This is a genomic window from Xanthomonas axonopodis, assembly GCF_001304695.1.
Lineage (GTDB): Bacteria > Pseudomonadota > Gammaproteobacteria > Xanthomonadales > Xanthomonadaceae > Xanthomonas > Xanthomonas axonopodis.
Window position 1 is genome coordinate 1 of sequence record NZ_JFAQ01000032.1, and the last position, 18,110, is coordinate 18,110.

8 protein-coding genes and 2 pseudogenes are annotated in these 18,110 nt (G+C 65.3%); 6 read left to right on the top strand and 4 right to left on the bottom strand.

What is annotated here, in order from left to right:
* From XAXN_RS03110 to XAXN_RS03120, 3 genes and pseudogenes are all read right to left on the bottom strand, one after another.
* Nucleotides 1–1,279: glycoside hydrolase family 15 protein (locus XAXN_RS03110; RefSeq protein ID WP_054318454.1), on the bottom strand; the 1,279-nt coding region annotated here is incomplete at its 3' end.
* Nucleotides 1,276–2,178 (bottom strand): SDR family oxidoreductase, encoded by a 903-nt coding sequence (locus XAXN_RS03115; RefSeq protein WP_054318455.1) that lies wholly within the window; start codon nt 2,176–2,178, stop codon nt 1,276–1,278. The genes XAXN_RS03115 and XAXN_RS03110, both read right to left, overlap by 4 nt.
* 432 nt (nt 2,179–2,610) lie before the next feature.
* Nucleotides 2,611–3,855: pseudogene (locus XAXN_RS03120) on the bottom strand (GH92 family glycosyl hydrolase); the annotation flags it as partial.
* On the opposite strand from XAXN_RS03120, the pseudogene XAXN_RS03125 reads away from it, so the two are divergent.
* The 3 genes and pseudogenes from XAXN_RS03125 to XAXN_RS03135 form a co-directional block, all read left to right on the top strand.
* A pseudogene (locus tag XAXN_RS03125) lies at nt 3,851–4,352 on the top strand (alpha-ketoglutarate-dependent dioxygenase AlkB); the annotation flags it as partial. The pseudogenes XAXN_RS03120 and XAXN_RS03125 overlap by 5 nt on opposite strands.
* Nucleotides 4,353–4,705: 353 nt before the next feature.
* Nucleotides 4,706–6,421 (top strand): FAD-dependent oxidoreductase, encoded by a 1,716-nt coding sequence (locus XAXN_RS03130; protein WP_054318456.1) that lies wholly within the window; start codon nt 4,706–4,708, stop codon nt 6,419–6,421.
* Nucleotides 6,418–6,723, top strand: a complete 306-nt coding sequence (locus tag XAXN_RS03135) for a UBP-type zinc finger domain-containing protein (protein ID WP_054318457.1) — start codon at nt 6,418–6,420, stop codon at nt 6,721–6,723. The genes XAXN_RS03130 and XAXN_RS03135 overlap by 4 nt, the downstream gene beginning before the upstream one ends.
* A 198-nt stretch (nt 6,724–6,921) precedes the next feature.
* Here XAXN_RS03135 and XAXN_RS03140 read toward each other — a convergent pair whose 3' ends face one another.
* A complete protein-coding gene (locus tag XAXN_RS03140; protein WP_054318458.1) occupies nt 6,922–7,668 on the bottom strand; it encodes an EAL domain-containing protein in 747 nt (248 codons plus the stop codon).
* A gap of 149 nt (nt 7,669–7,817) precedes the next feature.
* On the opposite strand from XAXN_RS03140, the gene XAXN_RS03145 reads away from it, so the two are divergent.
* The 3 genes from XAXN_RS03145 (at nt 7,818) to XAXN_RS03160 (ending at nt 17,928) form a co-directional block, all read left to right on the top strand.
* The gene (locus tag XAXN_RS03145) at nt 7,818–8,456 is read left to right on the top strand and encodes an HD domain-containing protein (RefSeq protein ID WP_054318459.1); all 639 of its coding nucleotides are present in this window, start codon (nt 7,818–7,820) and stop codon (nt 8,454–8,456) included.
* A gap of 254 nt (nt 8,457–8,710) precedes the next feature.
* Nucleotides 8,711–11,233: an excinuclease ABC subunit UvrA gene (locus tag XAXN_RS03155; protein ID WP_054318460.1), complete on the top strand. Its 2,523-nt coding sequence runs from the start codon at nt 8,711–8,713 to the stop codon at nt 11,231–11,233.
* A 683-nt stretch (nt 11,234–11,916) separates the two neighbouring features.
* A complete protein-coding gene (locus tag XAXN_RS03160) occupies nt 11,917–17,928 on the top strand; it encodes a coiled-coil domain-containing protein (RefSeq protein ID WP_134980600.1) in 6,012 nt (2,003 codons plus the stop codon).
* Nucleotides 17,929–18,110 lie beyond the last annotated feature (182 nt).

The following is an 18,110-nucleotide window of genomic DNA, read 5'->3' on the forward strand; positions in this document are numbered from 1 at the left end:
GCGCCAGCCAGCATTCCACTTTGGACATGGTGTAGTGCTCGGCGGTTTCCAGTTCCCAGAAGCCGGCGTCCTTGCGCATCCATGTGTCTGCGCATTCGTTGCTGAGCTCGAACAACTGGCGTGCGGTTTGCTGGTCCAGGATGTGTCCGGCATCGAGGAAGCGCGCGGCCATTTCGAAGATATCGCCGTACAGGCACAGCTGCAGCTGGTTGTTGGCGGTGTTGCCCACGCGCACCGGGCGCGTGTCGCGGTAGCCGGGAATGTCGATCACGCGCTCGTCGGGCACCAACGCGCCATCCAGGGTGTAACAGGGGCGCACGCCGGGCCGATGCTGGCGGATGGTGCGCATCAACCAGCTAAACGCGGCCTTGGCGTCGGCCAAGGCGCCCACGCGCAGGAACGCCTTGGTGGTGTAGGCGGCATCGCGAACCCATGCGTAGCGATAGTCCCAATTGCCGTGTGCGCCGATCTGCTCGGGCAATGAGGTGGTGACCGCAGCAGCGATGGCGCCCGTAGGTGAGAACCACAGGAACTTGAGCGCCAGCGCAGAGCGCACCATCGCATCGTGGTAGCTGTTTCCGTAGGCCAGGTTGCCGCTCCATTCGCGCCACTCCTGGTCGCTGCGCCCGATGCGCCCGCCGATGTCTTCCAGCGCGGGCACCGGTAGCGCATCTTCTTCGGCGGCCAGCAATGCGACAACCTGGGTGTCGCCTGCATGGATCGCCAGCGTGGCATGCACGCCGCGGTCGTCGCACCGCAACAGCTGCGCTGCATCCATGTCGTGCCGCAGCATGGTCATGAGCGGGCCGACGTGATGCACACGGCCGTTGGGTGTTTCGCTTTGCCAGGGTGTGGCTTCTCCGGCACGTGTGCCGGGCCGGTAGATCAGGTCGAAGACAACGCGGCCTTCGATGCCTTCGATGCGGCGCGCAAGTTCCGACCATGGCAGCCGTCCGGCTTCGCCACTGTTGAGCGACTCGGTCACACGTGCGCTGCCGGTTGCGGTGCTGAAGGTCGTTTCGAGAATGTTGCTGCCGTCGCGATAGCGGCGTTGCACGTGCTGCAGCTGTTGCGGTGTGAGGGCGAAATAGCCGCCATCGCCTGCATCGAGCAGGCGGTCGAACAATGGCGGCGAGTCCATCTTCGGCACGCACCACCAATCGATGCTGCCGTCTGCAGCGCATAACGCCACCGAGCGCCCATCGCCAATCGCCGCATAGGCGGCGATCGGCAAGGCGCCGGTGGCATCGCGTTGAAACTCGGCGCCGGGGTGGCTCAAGACAGCAGCAGGCCGCCGGTGGCACCGAAGACTTCGCCAGTGACGTAGCTCGATTCTTGCGACGCCAGAATCACATACAGCGGCGCCATCTCCACTGGCTGGCCAGCGCGCTTGAGCGGGGTCTCAGAGCCGAAATCGGGAATCTTTTCCGGCGGCTGGCCACCGCTGGGCTGCAGCGGCGTCCACACCGGGCCAGGCGCGACCGCATTGACGCGAATCCCCTTCTCTGCGATCTGCTGCGCCAGGCCCTTGGTGAAGTTGACGATGGCCGCCTTGGTGGAGGCGTAGTCGAGCAGGGTAGGCGAGGGTTGATACGACTGGATCGAACCGGTGTTGATGATGGAGGCACCCGGCGGCAAATGCGCAATAGCGGCCTTGCACAGCCAGAACATCGCATAGACGTTGGTCTTGTAGGTGGCGTCGAACTGCTCGGTCGTGATGTCTGCGATATCTTTCACGGCAGTCTGTTTGCCGGCAATATTGACCAGTACATCCAGGCCGCCGAGCTCTTTCACCGCCCGATCCACGAGTTGGGTGCAAAACGCTTCGTTCTTGAGGTCGCCCGGAATGCTGATGGCTTTACGGCCTTCTGCCTGGATCAGTTGCACGACTTCGGCTGCGTCCTGTTCTTCTTCCGGCAGGTAATTGAGCACGATATCCGCACCTTCGCGTGCAAATGCGATGGCGGTGGCGCGCCCGATGCCGGAATCCGCGCCGGTGATCAGCGCCTTGCGGCCCTGCAGACGACCGAACCCCTTGTAGCTCTGCTCGCCGTGGTCCGCCTTGGGCTGCAGCTCATGGATGGTGCCTGGCGCTTGCTGGGTTTGTTCCGGGAATTGCGGCTGCGGAAACTGGGTCAGCGGGTTCTGCATTTCGTACTGGTTCTTGGTGCTGGACATGCACGCTCTCCTGCATTGGGGCAAGGGCAGGCACGCACTAACCGTGCGTACCGATGGCGGCCAGTGTCGAAAGCGGGGCGATGCGTAACGGTGAACGAAAGTTGTGCATCGTGTGAATGCGTGACGGCGGTGCATGCAAGGCAAGCCACTCGGCATCGAGGACGTCACAACAGAACCTGACGGGGACAAGCGCATGCGTTGTGCAGGAATCGACGGCGCCCGCACCGCTGGCAGCCTGCCAGCGGTGGTGGAACGCGATGCATGCGGCTTGCGCATGTGGATCTGCGACTGGGGCAGGACGCGAAGCCACTGCCAGGGGCTGTTAACGAAACGTAGCGGGCATTTGGGTTAAAGGTGCGCGTCGCCCTCATTTCCGGCGGGCTTGCAGCCCTACAGGATCACCCAGGGGCTACACCTCGCAATGGCTTCGGATCATTGCACCTGCGTCGACATCGAATACGGCCGCTGTGTCGGGTCGGTGGCCCATTGCGGATTCGGTGTCGCCTGCATGCGGAAACGCAGCCCGCCGCCGGCCTGGACTTCCTCGTGTGTCACGTAAGCGCGGGTCAGCGGTTTGCCGTTGAGCGTGGCGCTGCCGACGTAGCTGCGTGCATCGCTCAAGCCTTCGGCGATGATCGAGAAACGTTTGCCATTGGGCAGGTTGAGCGTGGCGTGCGGCAGGAACGGGCGGCCGATGATGTACTGGTTGCTGCCGGGCGCCACCGGGTAGAAGCCCAGCGTGGTGAACACGTACCAGGCCGACATCTGGCCGAGGTCGTCGTTACCGGCCAGGCGTTGCGGGCCGGCATGATACTGGCTGCGCATGATCTGGGTCAGGCGCGCCTGCGTGCGCCACGGTTGGCCTGCGTATGCGTAGAGATAGGCGACGTGGTGGCTGGGTTCGTTGCCGTGTGCGTACCAGCCGATCAGGCCGGTGATGTCTTCCATGTGCTCGAAGATCTTCGGGTCCACCTTGGCATCGAACACCGCATCCAGACGGGCAAGCAATTTGTCGTCGCCGCCATGCGCGGCAGCCAGCCCGGCCACGTCCTGCGGCACGTACCAGGAGTATTGCCACGCATTGCCTTCGGTGTAGTCGCTGCCGTAGCCGCTGGCGGAGGGATCGAACGGTTCGCGAAAGTTGCCGGCGCGGGTGCGCGCGCGCATGTAGCCGGTGGCCGGGTCGAAGGCATGCTTCCAGTTGACGGCGCGCTTGTTGAATTCTGCGGCGATGGCGAGCTTGCCGAGCTTGTCGGCCATGCGCGCGATGGTCCAGTCGTCGAAGGCATATTCCAGCGTCTTGGAGGCAGCTTCCCCTTCTTCGTCGATAGGCACGTAGCCCAGCTCGCGGTATTGCGCAATGCCATCGTATGGGCCGTAGTTGGCGCTGGCGACCATGGCCTGCAGGGCTTCGTCTGCATCGAAGCCGCCGATGCCTTTCATGTACGCGTCGGCAATTACCGGTAGCGCGTGGTAGCCGATCATGCACCAGGTTTCCAGGCCGTGGAAGGCCCATATCGGCAGGATGCCGTAGGCGCTTTCGCGACGCGAGGCGAGCAGGGAACTGACGACATCGCTGCTGCGTTGCGCTGGCTGCACCAAGGTGAGTAGCGGATGCAAGGCGTGGTAGGTGTCCCACAGCGAAAAGGTGGAGTAGTTGGTCCAGCCACTGGCTTGTTGGCGCAGCCAGCGCCGCGAAATGTACGACCGGGTGGTGGACGTGCCGCGCCTGCCGGCCTCGTATCGGTTGGATGACGCATTGGCCTGCGGGATTGCCGCTGCAGCGCTTGCTCGATGCGGTGCAGGCGGTGCTCCCGGCGCCGTACAACGCGGTGGGCTTGAATCTGTACCGCGATGGGCGCGACAGCGTGGCAATGCATCACGACGCGCTGCACACGCTGGTGGCGCCGCAGCCGATCGCGCTGCTGTCGCTGGGGGCACCGCGCCGGATGCAACTGCGCGCCAAGGACGGCAGCACGCGGGCGGTTGCGCTCGAGCTGGCACCTGGGAGCCTGCTGGCGATGAGCCACGCCTCGCAACACACGCACGCGCACGGCATTGCCAAGAACACGCGCGCGGTGGGCGAGCGCATCAGCGTGGTGTTTCGCGTGCGCCCGGCCCAGCGCATGGCGGCCGGGCAGCATGGCTCACATTGGGAGCCTGTGCAGTCGTAGGGCACAGGCTTGGGCTCGATTGATCGGGCAGCTCACAAAACGCTTGTGAAGCCGCCAGACACCCACGGTCGTTCCTCCATGCGGAATGCACCACGCCTAGCTTCGTTTGCCATACGCGGTTCGCCCCCGGCCTGACGATTGCTCGCTAAGTTATTCGCGCGCTGGATGTCCTCACGCCGAACGCGTGCAGTCTTCAATCAGCCGCATGCGACTGAAAGGCCACAGCACTCGCTCGCGTACGCTTGCCTGGCGTCTGCACGCTGTCGCGGCGATGCGTGACCATTTCGGGTGATTGCCATTGCCATCACCACTGCCCATGCTTGCATGTGATCCCCTAGCTGCGTCGCCCCTCCATGTCTTTGGACCAGACCCGCCACCATCAGATGTTTCCCGAGCTGGACGCGGGCCAGCTGTCGATCACCCGGCGCTTCGCGAGCGGGCCGGCGCAACGGTTCGGCGCGGGCGACCCCGTGTTCGAGGTCGGCGACGCCCACGCGCCGGTGTGGGTAGTGCTGGAGGGCGCCATCGAGGTGGTGCGTCGCGACGGATTGGGCAACGAAAAGCCGATCACCCGGCACACGCCCGGCCAGTTCACCGGCGAGGTGAGTCAGCTGGCCGGGCGCGCGTCGCTGGCGGCCGGACGTGCCGGGCCTGACGGCTGCCTGGCGCTGCCCTTCGATACCGCGCATCTGCGGGCGCTGATGATCAGTTCGGCCGAAGTGGGCGACGTGATGATGCGCGCGTTGATCCTGCGCCGCGTCGGGCTGATCGAGGGCGATGCGTCCGGTTCGGTGCTGATCGGCGCGCCGGACGACCCGCATCTGACCCGTTTGCAGGGTTTTTTGACCCGCAACGGCTATCCCAACACGGTGATGGATGTCTCCGACGAGGAAGGCCGCGCGTTGGTGGAGCGCCTGGGCATCCAGGAGCACGATCTACCGGTGATGGTGTGCCCGAGCGGGCGCGTGCTGCGTCAGCCCAGCGATGCCGAAGCCGCGCATTGCCTGGGCATGACGCCGGACATCGACCCGGACAAACGCTACGACGTGGCGATTGTGGGCGCAGGCCCTGCCGGCCTGGCGACGGCGGTGTATGCCGCATCCGAAGGCTTGTCGGTACTGGTGCTGGACCAGCGCGCCATCGGCGGGCAGGCCGGTGCTTCGGCGCGGATCGAAAATTATCTCGGCTTTCCCACCGGCATTTCCGGGCAGGCGCTGGCCGGGCGCGCGTACAACCAGGCGCTGAAATTCGGCGCGGAACTGGCGATTCCGATCGAAGCGGCCACGCTGGAATGCGGCCGCGACGATGGCGCGCTGAAGCTGGACCTTGCCGATGGCAAACAGTTGCTGGCCAGCACGGTGGTGATCGCCTCCGGTGCCCGTTACCGGCGCCCGCAGATCGAGGGGCTGGATCGCTTCGAAGGCCACGGTGTCTCGTACTGGGCCTCGCCGGTGGAGGCACGCCTGTGCGAAGGCGGCGTGGTGACGCTGGTGGGCGGCGGCAACTCCGCAGGGCAGGCGGTGGCGTTCCTGGCGCCGCGGGTCAAGGAACTGCACCTGATCATTCGTGGCGATGGGCTGGAAGCCTCGATGTCGCAATACCTCATCGAACGCATCGCCGCGTTGCCGAACGTGCACCTGCACACCGGCACCGAAGTGGCCGCGCTGGAAGGCGACCCCGAGCGCGGCCTGCAGGCTGCGGTGTTGCGCACGCGCAAGGACGGTGCAACTGCGCGCGTGGAGCTGCGGCACCTGTTCCTGTTCCTGTTCGTCGGCGCAGACCCCAACACCGGTTGGCTGCAGGACTGCGTGGACACCGACAAGCGCGGCTTTGTCATGACCGGCACCGCGCGTGGCGACGGCGTGCCGGCGTGCCTGCCGCTGGAAACCAATCGCCCTGGCGTGTTCGCCATCGGTGACGTGCGTGCGCACTCGGTCAAGCGCGTGGCCGCTGCAGTGGGCGAGGGCGCCGCCGTGGTCGCGCAGATCCATCAGTACCTCGCACATCAGGCCAACCCGGTGCCGGTCTCCGAACTTGCCAGCGCCACCCAGGAGTCGACCAGCGCATGAGCCAGCACTGCCGCCATACCGATCAAATCAAGGAGGTCACGCCAAGTGCGCGCGGCTGCGAAGAATGCCTGGCCATCGATAGCGCATGGGTGCATCTGCGCCTGTGCCGCAGTTGCGGCCATGTCGGGTGTTGCGACGACTCGCCCAACCGCCACGCCACCGCGCATCACCACGCCACCGGCCACCCCATCATCGAAGGCTACGACCCGCCCGAAGGCTGGGGCTGGTGCTATGTGGACGACGTGGAAGTGGAGCTGCCGGATCAGACGCCGCAGTTGGGGCCGATTCCGCGGTATGTGTGAGCGGCGCCGCGTGGTGTTCGGCGGTCACTGCTGGCTTGCGAGGCGGCGCCGGGAATCGGGAATCGGAGTTGGGGAATCGTTAGGAGCGGTTTCCGCGCGTTCGATTTCTTCTACGTTGGGACATTGTGCGTTTGCGACTGCGCGTTGTGCCCGCTGAGTAAGTTGCGTGCGCACCCAGGTTATACGCTTGCGCGCTATTCACTGCGGCCAGTGCACCTGCGGTAGCACGCCGATCTGCGGTCTGGCGAACAGATAGCCTTGCTGCAGGTGGATGCCCAGGTCGCGCAGGGTGCGGTATTCGTCGGCTTGTTCGATGCCTTCGGCAATGACGGCGATGCCCAGTTCTTCGCACATGCGGGTGACATGGCGGACGATGGCCTGGCGGCTGCGGTCGGTGTCGATACCGCGGACCAGGGCGATGTCCAGCTTGAGCAGATCCGGCTGGAACTCGGCCAGCAGGCCGAGCCCGGCATAGCCGGCGCCGAAGTCGTCGATGGCGGTTTTCATGCCGCGCGCCTGGTAGGTGCGCAGGATGCCGAGCAGATGCGTCGGGTCGGTGAGATGTTCCTGCTCGCTGACCTCGAAGATGATGGCGTTGAGCGGCCAGCCGTATTGCGCGGTGGCCGACAGCGTGGCGCGCAGGCAATGCTCGGGGTTATAGACCGCGTTGGGCATGAAGTTGATCGACAGCAGCGCCGGCAAGGCGATCTGCGCAGCGCATTCGATGGCCTTGATGCGGCAGGCCTGGTCGAATGCGTAGCGATTGCGCTCATCCACTGCGGCCAGGATGCTGCCGGCCGACTCGCCGTTGATGCCGCGCACCAGTGCCTCGCCTGCGTAGATGCTGCGAGTGGACACGTCCACGATCGGCTGGAAGGCCATGGTGATCGCGGTGGGGAAGTCCTGGCCATCGCGGCAGGCGTTGCAGACAGGAAGCGTGGTCATGGCGTTGGGTCATCGAATGGCGTAGGTGCAGCCTAGACCTATCGGCCGCGATCGCGCAGCATTTACGCCTGAATCACTCATGGCGGTGTCCTCACCTGTCGGCAGTCGGGCTCGGCGATACTAGCCCCATCGCTCGCATCGGATGCCCCATGACCGCTCTCACCGAACGCTACGCCCTGGCCGTGGACTACGCGCGCATCGCGCACGCCGGCCAGGTGCGCAAGGGCACGCAGGTCCCCTACCTGAGTCATGTGCTGGGCGTCTCGACGCTGGTGCTGGAATGTGGCGGCGATGAGGAGCAAGCCATCGCCGGCCTGCTGCACGATGTGGTGGAAGACTGCGGTGGCGGGCACGAGGCCTCGATCCGTGCGCAGTTCGGCGATGCGGTGGCCGATATCGTCATGGCTTGCACCGATGCCACTGCCGAAAACAAGGCCGAGGTGGACAACAGCCAGCGCGCACGCAAGCGCGATTGGCGCGAGCGCAAGCAGACCTATCTTGCGCACCTGCGCAAAACGCCCGAGCGCGCGCTGCTGGTGTCCGGTTGCGACAAGCTCTATAACGCGCGCAGCATCGTGCAGGACCTGGAAAACCCTGCCGTCGGTCAGGACATCTTCAATGTGTTCACTGCCGGGCGCGAAGGCACCCTGTGGTATTACGCCGCGCTGGAAGAGGTCTTCCGTACGCGCAATGCCGCCACCGCGCGGCTGTTCAGTGGCGTGGTGATGCGCATGCATGCCCTGGCCGACACCGGCGAGCACGTGGCGCCGGCGCATGCGCTGGGCTGAGCAGCGCTGAGAAACGGCTGCACACCCGGGAGGGCGGGGCGGCCTACGCGCGGCAGCGGCAGGTACCACGCAAAGAGGTGGCTGCGTGCTGTCACATCCATCTGACGCACGCGTGTCGCGTGCGGCTCGTCACGCAAGGCGACCTGTAGCGCCGGGTCCACCAGGTGTTGCCTGCGCTCGATCACCATCGCTGACACCGGCTGCATGTTGCGCGCGCTAGGCTGGCGCCTTGTCGATCTCTGATTTCGGTAGTCATGTCAAACGCGACGTCTTCCACTGGCCTGGTGTGCGTGCGCGGCGCACGCGAGCACAATCTCAAGAACGTGGACGTGGATATCCCGCGCGATGCGTTGGTGGTGTTCACCGGCGTTTCCGGCTCGGGCAAATCGTCGTTGGCGTTCGGCACCATCTTTGCCGAGGCGCAGCGGCGCTATCTGGATTCGATCTCGCCGTATGCGTGGCGCCTGATCGACCAGGTCGGCGTGCCGGAGGTGGATTCCATCGATGGGCTCCCACCGGCGGTGGCCTTGCAGCAGGCGCGCGGCGCGCCCAGCGCACGCTCGTCGGTGGGCAGCGTCACCACCATCTCCAACGCATTGCGCATGCTCTATTCGCGTGCGGGCCAGTACCCGCCGGGGCAGGAGATCATCTACGCCGACGGTTTTTCGCCGAACACGCCTGCGGGGGCATGCCCGACCTGCCACGGGCTGGGGCGCATCTATGACGCCACCGAAGCGACCATGGTACTGGATCGCAGCCTGAGCATTCGCGACCGCGCGGTCGCCGCCTGGCCGGGCGCATGGCATGGGCAGAACCAGCGCGACATCCTCACCACGCTGGGCCATGACGTGGATGTGCCATGGCATACGTTGCCGAAGAAGATCCGCGACTGGATCCTGTTTACCGACGCACAGCCGGTGGTGCCGGTCTACGCTGGTTACAACCTGGACGAAGTAAAACGCGCCCTCAAGCGCAAGGAGGAGCCCAGCTACATGGGCACCTTTACCAGTGCGCGGCGTTATGTGCTGCACACCTTTGCCACCACGCAGAGCGCGCAGATGAAAAAGCGCGTGGCGCAGTATTTGCTCAGCACGCAATGCCCGCAGTGCGACGGCAAGCGCCTGCGCCGCGAGGCCTTGTCTGTCACCTTCGCCGGGCTGGATATCGGTGAGCTGTCGCGCCGCCCGCTGGACGACGTGGTCGAGCTGTTGCGCCCCGCCGCCGAAGCCGCGCCATCCAAAAATACGTGCAAGGGTGTGCGCCAACATCCGGAACAAGTGATCGCTGCGCAACGCATCGCTGCGGATTTGCGCGCGCGTATCGCTGTCGTACAGGCGCTGGGTCTGGGCTACCTCAGCCTGGAGCGCAGCACGCCCACCTTGTCGCCGGGCGAGTTGCAACGGCTGCGGCTGGCCACGCAGATCCGCTCGCAGTTGTTCGGCGTGGTGTACGTGATGGACGAACCATCGGCCGGCTTGCATCCCGCCGATGCGCAGGCGCTGCTGGGTGCGTTGGATCAACTCAAGGCGGCGGGCAATTCGGTCTTCGTGGTCGAACACGAAGTGGACGTGATCCGCCATGCAGACTGGATCGTGGATGTCGGCCCGGCAGCCGGCGTGCAGGGCGGGCAGGTGCTTTACAGCGGCCCGCCCGCAGGACTGGAGCAGGTGCGGGCCTCGTCCACACGGCGCTATCTGTTCGGTACACCGCCACAGGTGCACGGCCATGCGCGCGCGGCAAGCGGTCGGCTGCAGCTGCGCGGCATCACCCGCAACAACGTCCGCGCGCTGGATGTGGATCTGCCATTGGGTGTCTTCACCACCGTGACCGGCGTGTCCGGCTCGGGCAAATCGTCGTTGGTGAGCCAGGCGTTGGTAGAGCTGCTGGCCGCCCATCTGGGCCAAGCACAGGCAGAGGATGAAGAAGCCTTGGATCCGCTGGAGCGCGGCACGCAGGTACCGTTGGGCGGCGCGATTGTCGCCGGGTTGGATCAGGTACGCCGGCTCGTGCGCGTGGATCAAAAACCCATCGGCCGCACGCCGCGCTCCAACCTGGCCACCTATACCGGGCTGTTCGATCCGGTGCGCAAGCTGTTTGCGGCCACGCCGGCCGCACGTCGGCGTCGCTACGACCCGGGGCAGTTCTCCTTCAACGTCGCCAAGGGCCGCTGTGCCACCTGCGAGGGCGAAGGCTCGGTGTATGTGGAATTGCTGTTCATGCCCAGCGTCTACGCACCGTGCCCCACCTGTCACGGCGCCCGCTATAACGCCAAGACGCTGGAGATCGAACTGCGCGGTCGCAACATCGCGCAGGTGCTGGAAATGACGGTGGATCAGGCAGCCAGTTTCTTCGCCGACGATGCCAGCGTGCTGCGCCCGTTGCAGGTGTTGCGCGAAGTGGGGCTGGGCTACCTGCGTCTTGGCCAGCCGGCCACCGAACTGTCCGGTGGCGAAGCGCAGCGCATCAAGCTGGCGACCGAACTGCAACGCGCGCAGCGACGCGACACCGTTTACGTGCTCGACGAACCGACCACCGGCCTGCATCCGTCCGACGTGGACACCTTGATGGCCCAGTTGCAAGGGCTGGTCGATGCAGGCAACACGGTGATCGTGGTCGAACACGATATGCGCGTGGCCGCCAGCAGCGACTGGGTGCTGGATATGGGGCCGGGCGCGTGTGACGCTGGCGGCAACGTGGTTGTCGCAGGCACGCCGGCGGCGGTGGCTCAACACGTCAAGAGCCGAACAGCTGCATTTCTTGCGCCGTTGATCGTTTAGGCGACGCAGGTCGCAACTGATCGATACGGTCGGAATTCGAGTGCGCCACGTTTCGCCATTGCGCGCGGCGCTTCGCATTCGACATTCCGAGCGATGCTCAGCGCACTACCTTAAGAGGAGAGCAGCGGGACGTTGGATGGCCGACGTGTCCGCAACGATACATCCTGACGGATGTCATTTCTTCTGGGAGGGAGGACGACATGCGCTTAATCACAGCAAGGCAACAGCGTCACGCTCGGGGCGTGAGCGTCTTCAATTGCGTGTACACCCTGAGGTTGCCAGCGCCCGCGTGAGTTCGCGTCTCTGGCGGGCTCGCCGTCTGGCCTGAACTAGCCATGCGTCAGTGCGCCAATTGAGGGCCTGGGCGTTGCCCGCGCCATTGAGTTTTGCCGATCAAGCCGAATGGATTGCCTACGCATGCTTCGCGCACTCTCAGGCATCCATGTGCGTGCCTGATCGGAACGCACATCTGTGTGACTTCACACTGAGTGAGACGTCGCCCTACAGACGTCGCGCCGAGCATCCCATCTTTTTTGGATATTTCGATGACCACATCACACTCCATCGCTTCCTCAAGTGCGTCTCGGTCGCTGCCGGCACCAGATTCGGCCGACGCGTCAGTGCCGACCACAGTCTCACCGCGGCCGCCTTTCCCTGAGCCTCCGGCGCATGCGCTCGGCGCCTTGTCGGTAAGGCGAGGCGCATCCAGCACCTCAACCACCGCGGTCCGCCTGCGCAGTTCCCCGTCGCAGCACGGCCGACGTGCCGGCGTGCAGCTCGACGGCGCCTCCGCGTCGGATAGCGAGGTCGCTCGCATGATTGACGCTTGTCTTGCGCGGCGGCCGGCGGTCCAGAGCGAATCGCCGCTAGGCGGCGGTGGACGTCTGCTGCGCTATGTGGCCGATCCCAAGGACCCGCGGATGCCACGCAACGAGGCGTTCTTCACCACAACGCCAGGTTTACTGATCGCGGGGCTGACCGTGCATCCGGACGTCGAACGCCGCACCGGCACAGCGCCGACCGCCGACCAGATCGCCAGCCAGCTTGCCGAGCCGCCGATTGGCCTGCTGACCGGTATCTGGCAGGCGACCGATGGTCAGTGTTTCACCTGTCGTGCCAACCAGCTGCATCGCGCCGATGCGCGTGGGCGCTGGGTACCGGTTCCGCTGCCTGCCGCGTGCGGTGCAGCTGCCGATATCCGCATGCTCGGCCTGCAGGCCGATGGCGCTGTGTATCTGCAGGCGGGTGCTCACTGCTGGCGCGCCGGCAGTGATCAGATATCCGTCAGCGTCGGAGATCTACCGGACGGCGCCGTGCTTCGTTTCGATGCCGATGGCAGGCCATGCCTGCTGCATGATGGCCTGTTCCGGCGTTGCGATGAGGATATGCCCGACCGGGTGGTGGAGTTGTTGCGTCCGGTGCCTGGCGACCCAGCCTTCGAGCCGACGCCTGCGGTGCCGGTCGATGTGTTGCCGCTGCCGCATCCTGACGCCGGCATCGCGCTGATGCTCGATGACAAGGGGCGCGTGTATGAGGCGGATCTGCGCGGAACCGGGCCGATCGCTGCACGGCGCCTGACCCTGCCGGATCGGCTGGAGCGCTCACAGGGATGGGCGGTCACGTCCATCGGGCTTGCCACCGACAACGGTGTGCATCTTGTGCTGGAAGACAGCACCGGGCACCGCATCGCGTTGCAACGGCCGGCAGGACAAGCGAGATTCCAGCCGGCGTTCATGCTCGACCGCCCGCTTCTGCTGATGCGCAGCGAAGGGCTGCAGCTGCTCGCCGATGAGGCGATACAGTCGCCGGTGGTGCTGGATGGACATGCCCGGCTGGGGCATCTGGACGGGGTGCTGCACTACTCGCCTGCGCCAGACCAGCCATGGGAGCGGCTAAAGCTTGCCGATGGCGCTCCACTCACCGGCGTTGTCTCGTTGCATACCGGAGCGCGTGGCTTCGTCGACCGTCGGCCGGTGTTTGCGTTGCTGGCTGCGCCGCCGCAACTGGTCGACATCACGCTTCCCGGGCGGACCACCTGGCTGGCGGCCGATGCGGTGCCCACCACGCCTTCCGGTGGGCCGCTCATCGTGGTGCCGGATGTGGTGGAGGTGCGCTGCAAGCCAATCGCCCGTTTTGACGAAGAGATCGTCCAGGCGGCAGTGCATGCAGATCGCAGCGCGGTAGTGATGACGGCTTCGGGAACGTTGCTCAAGGTGGATGCGGAAGGCAACCGCGGCAGCATCCCCCCGCTGCAATGCCCGCTGGCAATCGCGGTCGGGTTGGACGATGTGCTGTATGCGTTAGACCACCCTCATAAAGGGCCTGTGCAGCTATACCGGCTTGCAGAACACGGGCAGTGGGATGCGGTGCAGATCACCTTGCCACAGACGCTACCGCCACCGCGTGGGCTGCGCAGTACGCGTACCGGGCGACTTCAGGTGCAGCTGGGCGCGCGTTGGCACGCCGTGTTGCCAGCAATGACGGCTGCAGATGGCACCCTCCTGGCGGCACGCGTTGCCGCGTCTCCGTCACCCGAGGAAGTCGCCGCTGCCAGTACCCAGTCCGGTACCAATGCCCACATAAACCAGCAGCAGGCAAGTCGGATCAGTACGCCCGACCACGACGCGGCGATCAGCACGACCTTGCTGGGCACGACGTCCACTGATCCGTTAAGTTTGAGCTCGAATGCGCAGGTCCTGGTCGAGAGTGGTCGCGCTCAGGCCACCGCGCTCGCGCAAGTGATGACAGACATGGTCGGAGGTGCTGTGCGCACGCTGGCCGGATGGACCGGCGTGAGACAGCCATCCACTCCGCAGCAACAGCGGCTTGCCGGCTTCCGCCAGGAGGCGATGCAGGCCCAGTCGCTTGCGCTGGAACTGTTCGACAGCTTGCCTGTCCTGGCCGAGGTGCGTATTGCCGCTGCGGCGTCTCCGCGCCAACCGGTTGATGGGCTTTCGCCTGAACAGAATGCGCGCCTGCTGGCCTTGCGCGAAACGGCCTTGGCCGGGCTGTTGCGCGATCTGCGCAAGATCGGATTCCGCGATGGCGCGCTGGCCGCCGATTTTTCCATGGCGGACGGTGCCTCCATCCAGCGGACAAGTTCGAATCCCAGCTATCGCGTCGCCGAACTTTGGCGGCGGGTGCATTCCGCGGCTAGGCGCGTGAGGCCCCGGCAAGCCCACGATTTGCTGCCCGCAGTTGACCGTTGCATCGCTGCGCTAGCTGGTGGCGCATCGTTACATCCGCAGGCATTGAGCGACATCGAGCATGCGCTGCTTGCCGAGTTGCGTGAGGTCGTCCATCGGCTCAAGACCGCCCAGGTCGCCTTGCCGGCCCAACAGGATCAAGCCGGCAACGCAGCAGATGTGCCGAATGCGCTGCGCAGCGCCTGCCTGCTCGCAGGCTTGGTTGAGTACGATGCGCTGCTGCGCGTCGCCGACGCGCAGGCGCTGGAGGCAGCCGACGCCAGGCGGCAGCAGTCAGGGCTGCATGCGCTGGCCAAGTTGGGGTTGTCGTCCTGGCACGAACTAGAGGCATTCGATGATGTGGTGTCGACCTTTCGGGCGGAGGTCACTACGCCCGGCAGCGCCCGCCAGCTGCAGTTGCTCAAGAGTCTTGGCCTGCCGCCGGGGAGCGCCCCGGATGAAATGGCGTCGCGCATGATCGATGTGCTGCAGGATCTGTTCAATCGCAGCACCTTCTTCTCAACTCGGGTGCGCTCGGCCGAGCTGCGCGGCTCGCTGGGGTCGGTGCAATGGATGCATGTAAATCCGATCAATGTCGGTATGGGGGGGGAGGCCATCCACGCGCTGGGCGTCGAGCGCATCGGCGATTCGAAGGACGGCGACGCGGGCTTGGTGGCCTTCTTCGTGCGCCACGCAAAAGCTACCGCGTCCGCAACCGCAGGCCTGAGCATCGATCTTGAACCGGGCCCGGTGACCGGCGGACATGTGTATGTGGACGCCCCGGGGCCAACAGTGTCTGCAACCTGGGGCGGCGCGGCCAATCTCGGCGTGGGGGGAACCTATCAACATGGCGTTGGCGCGGCAGTCATCCTGTCGCCGGACACCATCCCCGAATTTGCCAGACTGTTGTTCGACCGGTACGCCGGCGATACCACCCGCCTGTTGCGCGCAGGCGTGAATGATGGGGCGATCGGCCTGGATCTGTTCGAAACCAACATCAACGCGTCGCTCAACTTCAACGTCAACGTGGCTGTGCATCCACTGGCGGTCAGGCATCCCTTCGGTGCGAAGCAGCCCACCGCACAGGGCGCAGCCACCGGCAGTCCGCGCAGCGCGATTGCGGTATCGGTGCCGTTCGGCATGACGGCGCAGATCGGTGTGCAATGGAGCCAGATGGAATTGCATCTGGACCACGCCTGGCAAGACATCATCGGCCTGGAATTTCAGGGTCGCATCGGCATCAATGCCGAGGTCAATGCCGGCATCAATTTAGGTGGCGCATTCACTTCGGTACTGGGACGCAATTTCAAACGGCTGGTCAATGCCGTCACCGGTGCCGGCACGCTGCAGCTGGCCGGTATGCGGATGGCGTCTAGCGACGTGCAGTTGCCAACCGACGCAATACTGGACGATACGCGCACCGGTCCGTTATTGGGCACTGCCAGCTACAAGCGCACCCTGGATACGCATGCCGCGCAGCCAGTGACGCGGCATCGATGGGACACGTTGCGCGCACGTCTCAAGGCCGTTTTTCCAGAAAGCAGCGCCGAACTGGGCGCGATGGAGTATCCGTCCACGCCGGAAGAGCGCAGTGTGCTGCTGCGCAAGGCGCTCGAACGTATCCAGGGTCCCGGCGCGCTGGCCATCGAAGCTGGCGCAGCACTCGGCGGAGCAGCCCTGGCGCGACAGCGGACGCTCGCCGCGCAAGCGACTGGTGCAGCGGCGGTATCGCTATGGAAAGGCGGTACGGCGGCCGAGCGCGCGGCAGTGGTCGACATGCTGCATCAGCTGCGGCAGGAGGATGCTGCAGCCATCCAGCAGCGGGCGCGCGTGATTCCCGGCGCCCGCGTAGAGATCAACATGTTCGGACGCGAATCGCTCGACGCGGTAATCAGTCATGCCATCGGCCACCGCGCGCTGGGCGAGAAGATGCGCGACGTTGCCGAGATACGACGCAAGATTCCCGGGCTGGATGAGGTGTTGCGCAGATTCAAGGACATCCCGTATGTCAATCAGGTTCGTTTCGTGTTTGAGATGCGGCCGCAGGCGATGGTGGCGATCAACGACGCGCTGGCCGCCAGGCAGCATGCGCAGGCCGCAGTGGCACTGGGATTGCCGGCGTCCAGCGACGGGATGTCCTGGCAGGACGTTCTCGTTGCTGCGCAGCAATCGCCGGATCTGTACCGGCTTGCGGCCATCGCCGTTCATAATACCGACGAAAATCCGGTCACCAGCCGTATCGGTCTGCCGCTGCTCAATGTGGCGTCGACTGCGGTCGCCTCGCACCAGTTGTTCGAGGCGGAGATTCAGTTCCGTTACGGGTTGTACGACCGCATCGAAGGGGCGGAAGTCCTCGAAGCCGGTGCGCGTGCGCTGCGCCGCCCGCTGGACCGCCTGCAGCAGGCCGGCGTGCAGGCGCTTGGGCAACCTGAGCGGGCGCAAGTGCCGCAACCGGGCACGGTCTCTCCGCGGGGCGAGCGCCCAGGGTTACAGGAGGCGCGCGAGCTTGCATTTGAACGGTATCTGCAGACGGGCACGCTGCCGGAGGGCCCACATCTACGCGCGCTGACGCGCGAATTGGCACGCCTGGAAGAACAAACGCTTGGAGTTGATGCGCAGCGCCGCAACTGCGCTGCGTTGATGGAGGCAGTGGAGCTCGCACAGGCCAAGGCAGGCGAACGCATCGACCGCTTGCTGGCCAGACTTGCGCCAACAGGCGAGGACATCACCGAAGCGGCGATCGCGCCGTGGAGCTTGCGCCAAGCGCTTGGGTCGTTGCACGCCTGCAGGGAGGTGGTGACACAGGCCGAGCACGCGCTTGACCAAGCGCACGGTCGCCTAAGTCAGCTGATGGCCGGGCGCAGCGCAATGGAGGAGATTGCGGTAGCTCAGCATGGGTTCGAATTACTGCGGCAGGCTGCACAAAGCGAGTCGTCCTTGATTGCAGCGATCGACTACCTTCTGCGTCACACCGCGGAGGCGTATGACGCGCAAGAGGCGCAACTGCAGGACCTGGACGACAGGTTGGACGACCTGTTGCAGCGTCTGGAGGATCTGCAGCGCGTGTCTGAGCTAGGGCGTCAGTCTGTCGAAGATGCCGAGCGCGATGCCGACATCCGACGCCAAGCGCTGAGTGTATTGCAAATGCAGGCCACGAGCACCGATGCGTCGGCGAACGACACCGCCAGCGAGGATGAGGCGGTACGGGCAATCGAAGAGGCGCAAACGAAGCTGAACAGGATCCAGCAGCAATCGGCAGAGACACGCGATCGCATCGGTGCGCTGGTGTCGTTAGCGCACGGCGTGCGCGCCAGGCTGGCTGAAGAAGCCGATGCGTTAGGCGACATCGATGCACAGACACGTGCAGCACGGCAAACCATGACACGTGCGCACGACCTCGGTGAGGAGGCGCGGGCTGCCATGCTGGCAATGTTGAGCGCACGCTCCGGCGACGATGCCGCGCCAGCGGCCGATGCTGGCGATGACATCACCTTGGCCGATAAGCAATGAGCCTGGTGCGCCGGGCACGCCTGAATGCCGTCCTGACCGCGCAGGCGTACATGCGATGCGCGGGTGTGCTGCATGACAGGAGGGCGCGAGACCAGCGGCGGGGCGCCGCGGGTTGGAGTGTCAATCAGGCGCGTGTAGCCGAGGGTGATCGCGACGTAGCGACCACATAGACGGACCGTGCC

Coding starts and splice junctions, on each gene's coding strand:
- XAXN_RS03115 (WP_054318455.1), bottom strand. CDS start 2,178: ATGTCCAGCACCAAGAACCAGTACGAAATGCAGAACCCGCTGACCCAG.
- XAXN_RS03130 (WP_054318456.1), top strand. CDS start 4,706: ATGTCTTTGGACCAGACCCGCCACCATCAGATGTTTCCCGAGCTGGAC.
- XAXN_RS03135 (WP_054318457.1), top strand. CDS start 6,418: ATGAGCCAGCACTGCCGCCATACCGATCAAATCAAGGAGGTCACGCCA.
- XAXN_RS03140 (WP_054318458.1), bottom strand. CDS start 7,668: ATGACCACGCTTCCTGTCTGCAACGCCTGCCGCGATGGCCAGGACTTC.
- XAXN_RS03145 (WP_054318459.1), top strand. CDS start 7,818: ATGACCGCTCTCACCGAACGCTACGCCCTGGCCGTGGACTACGCGCGC.
- XAXN_RS03155 (WP_054318460.1), top strand. CDS start 8,711: ATGTCAAACGCGACGTCTTCCACTGGCCTGGTGTGCGTGCGCGGCGCA.